Below are 3,414 nucleotides of genomic sequence, written 5' to 3'. Positions count from 1 at the left end.
CGCGACGGCGGTCAGGTGCGGGTGAGCCCGGTGCCGTTGGTCCCGGCGAGCCGGGTCGTCCTGGCCGGGCCGGCGGGGGTGGTCGCGGCGGTCAGCCCGGAGATGCTCCGGCTCGCGCTGCTGGGCAAGGTGCTCACCGTCGGGGACGACGTGTCGCTGCTGCCGCAGGACGTGCTGCCGGACGCCTCGGTCCGCAGCCTGGTCGAGGCGGCGCGGCACAGCCTCGCCAACACCGTGGGCTTCGCCTGGACCAGCACCCTGCTCACCGTGGTCGCTGTCGAGCCGGCGGCCGGCGCGCTGGTCACCATGGGCACGTCCGTCGGTTGGCAGCACGGCGCGAGCACCCACGGCGGGCCTGCTCCGGGCGGCGCGGCGCCGGCCCGGCCGGGTGCGAGCGCCGACGCCGTTGCGCCGGACGACGCACCGGACGTGGACGAGTTGCCCGGGCTGCGGGCCCAGGCCGAGGAGCTGACCGAGCTGCTGGACCTCGGCTTCCACCACCGGGAGGTGTTGGGCCGCCTCGGCACCACCGTCTCGCTGGGGGTGCTGCTGGTCGGTCCGGCGGGTTCCGGGAAGGCGGCGCTGGTCCGCGCCGTGGCCGCCCGGGTCGGTGCCCGCGTGCACCCGCTCTGGGCCCCGGAGGTGGCGGCGCTGGCCAGTCAGGCCGCCGCCGAGCGGTTGCGGGACGCGGCGACGGCGGCCCGAGCCGGCGGCCCGGCGGTGCTGCTGGTCACCGACGTCGAGGCGCTCGCACCCGTTGACGATCCCGGCCCGGTGGCGACGGTGTTCCGTCAGGTGCTCGCCGAGAGTGTCCGCGCGGGCGTCGCAGTGGTCTGCACCAGCAGCCGGCCGGAGGCGGTCGACCCGGTACTGCGCGCGCCCGACCTGCTGTCACTGCGGATCAGCGTCCCGCTTCCGGATCAGGCGCTGCGCCGCGAACAGCTCACCGTGCTGACCCGGCAGGTGCCGTTGGCCGACGACGTCCGGCTGGACGACGTGGCCGCGCGTACCCCCGGGTTCGTCGCGGCGGACCTGGCCGCGCTGGTCCGGGAGGCCGGGGTACGCGCGGCGCTGCGGCAGAAGTCCGCCGAGACGCCGACGGTGTCGATGGCGGACTTCACCGCCGCCCGGGAGGTGGTGCGGCCGACCACGATGGCGTCGTCCACCCTGGACCTGGCGTCGGTGACCCTGGACGACGTGGGTGGGCTGGAGGAGGTCAAGCAGACCCTGACCGAATCGGTGCTCTGGCCGCTCACCTACCCGGACACCTTCGCCCGGCTCGGCGTGCAGCCGCCGCGCGGTGTGCTGCTCTACGGGCCGCCGGGCTGCGGCAAGACCTACCTGGTCACCGCGCTGGCCGGGTCGAGGCGGGCCAACGTGCTGTCGGTCAAGGGCGCCGAACTGCTCTCCAAGTGGGTCGGCGAGAGCGAACGCGCGGTCCGGGAGCTGTTCCGTCGGGCCCGGGAGGCAGCTCCCACCCTGATCTTCCTGGACGAGGTGGACGCGCTGGCCCCGGTACGCGGTCAGGCCACCGACGGCGGCACCACCGACCGGGTGGTCGCCGCCCTGCTCACCGAGTTGGACGGGATCGAGACGCTGCGCAACGTGGTGGTGGTCGGCGCGACGAACCGGCCGGACCTGGTCGACCCGGCGCTGCTGCGGCCGGGCCGGTTGGAACGGTTGGTCTACGTGCCACCGCCCGACGGGCCGGCCCGGGCGGAGATCCTGCGGGCCGCGTCCCGGCAGGTGCCGCTGGCACCGGACGTCGACCTGGCCGCCCTCGGCGACGAGCTGACCGGTGTCTCGGCAGCGGACGGCGCGGCGCTGGTCCGCGAGGCGGCGTTGGCCGCGATGCGCGAGTCGCTCGCCGCTGCCACCGTCACGGCCGAGCACGTGTCGGCGGCCCGGTCCCGGGTACGCCCGTCGCTGGACCCGGCCCAGGTGGCCTGGCTGGCCGCGTACGCCGCCAACCGGGAGTGAGCAGACCAGCACAACCTTTTGTCGCGCCCCGAACGTTCCTAGTACGTCACATTCCTCAGTGGAGTCATCCACTGCGACGTCAGGTGGTGTTCGGTGCGCAAGCGGCTCTCTCTTCTCCTCGTCCCCCTCGTGGCGGCGGCGACGCTGGTCTCGGTCGGCGCACCGGCGACGGCTCATCCGGCGAAGCCGTTCCCGGCCCGGATCGCGCTGCCGGACGGGTTCACCCCGGAAGGGTTGACGATCGGCCGGGGCACCACCGTCTACGTGGGTTCCGTCCTGGATGGTGCCGTCTGGCGGGGTGACTTACGCACCGGACGCGGCTCGGTGCTGATCCCCGGCACCCCGGGCACCGCCAAGGCGGGCATCAAGCTCGACGCGAAGGGGCGGCTCTGGAGCGCCGACTTCTTCGGCGGTGGGGCCAGCGTGTACGACCCGGGCAGCGGCGCCCGGCTGGCCCACTACCAGTTCACCACCGACGCCAACACCCTGGTCAACGACATGGTGATCACCGAGCGGGCGATCTACTTCACCGACTCCGTCCGCCCGGTGCTGTACGTGGTGCCGCTGGGCCCCGGTGGTCGACTGCCGGCCCCGGACGCGTTCCGGGTGCTGCCACTCACCGGTCCGGGCGCGACGCCGGACGCGTTCAACAACGGGATCGTGGCACTGCCGAACGGGGACCTGCTGGTCGCGCAGATGCTGACCGGGCAGCTGGTCCGCGTCGACCCGCGTACCGGCGGCAGCGCCCTGTTCGACCTGGGCGGCTACTCGGTGGACCGGGCCGACGGGCTGGTGCTGCGCGGACGCACCCTGCACGTGATCCGCAACCTGTCCAACGTCGTCGCGGTGGTCCGGCTGAACGCCGGGTACACCTCCGGGGTGGTGCAGCGGGAGATTACCGGCCCGCAGCTGCGGTCCCCGGCCACCGGCGACCTGCTCGGCTCGGCGTTGTACGTGGTGAACGGCCGCTTCGACGTGGAGTCGACGCCGAGCACCGACTACGACATCGTCCGGCTGCCGGCCTGAGCCGGGGCGGCCGGCGGCGGCCCTGCGGTCACCGCCGGCCCATCGGCTGCTCAGAAGGTGGGCGGCGTCGAGTCGAGGCAGATCTGGGCGCGGATCTTGCCGTCGTCCTCGTGCAGTTTCGCGCCGCACTTCTCCAGGACGGCGACCGCACCGATGTTGTCCGGGGTGGTCTCAGCGACCACCACCCGCATGCCGGCCCGAGCGGCGGCGTTCAGCAACTCCCGCAGGGCTGCCGCACCGATCCCCTGCCCTCGTGCCGAGCGGCCGAGCCACATCCCGGTCTCCACAGTGCCGGGCTCGTCACAGCGCGTCATCCGCACCATGCCCATCACCTCGCCGCCGACGAGGATGGCGTACATCTGTGAACGGGGCGGGCCGTCCCGTCCGCCGAAGCTGGCGCGGTGGAAC

At 73.9% G+C, this 3,414-nt stretch carries 3 protein-coding genes; 2 read left to right on the top strand and 1 reads right to left on the bottom strand.

Features of this window, described 5'->3' with window-relative positions; genetic code table 11:
• Nucleotides 1-1,980 (top strand): AAA family ATPase (locus KBX53_RS26800; RefSeq protein ID WP_210862305.1); only part of this gene is annotated, 1,980 nt, incomplete at its 5' end.
• A 93-nt stretch (nucleotides 1,981-2,073) separates the two neighbouring features.
• On the top strand, nucleotides 2,074-3,006 hold the full coding sequence (locus KBX53_RS26795) for a superoxide dismutase (RefSeq protein WP_156057235.1): 933 nt from the start codon (nucleotides 2,074-2,076) through the stop codon (nucleotides 3,004-3,006).
• Between the two features lie 50 nt (nucleotides 3,007-3,056).
• Here the strand turns inward: KBX53_RS26795 and KBX53_RS26790 are convergent.
• Nucleotides 3,057-3,414, bottom strand: a 358-nt coding sequence (locus tag KBX53_RS26790; protein WP_210862302.1) for a GNAT family N-acetyltransferase, incomplete at its 5' end; no start/stop codon positions are given.

It is taken from the genome of Micromonospora sp. M51, from assembly GCF_018070305.1.
Taxonomy (GTDB): domain Bacteria; phylum Actinomycetota; class Actinomycetes; order Mycobacteriales; family Micromonosporaceae; genus Micromonospora; species Micromonospora parva.
Note: the sequence above shows the minus strand (reverse complement) of the source record. Positions and strands in the feature narration are given on the sequence as shown.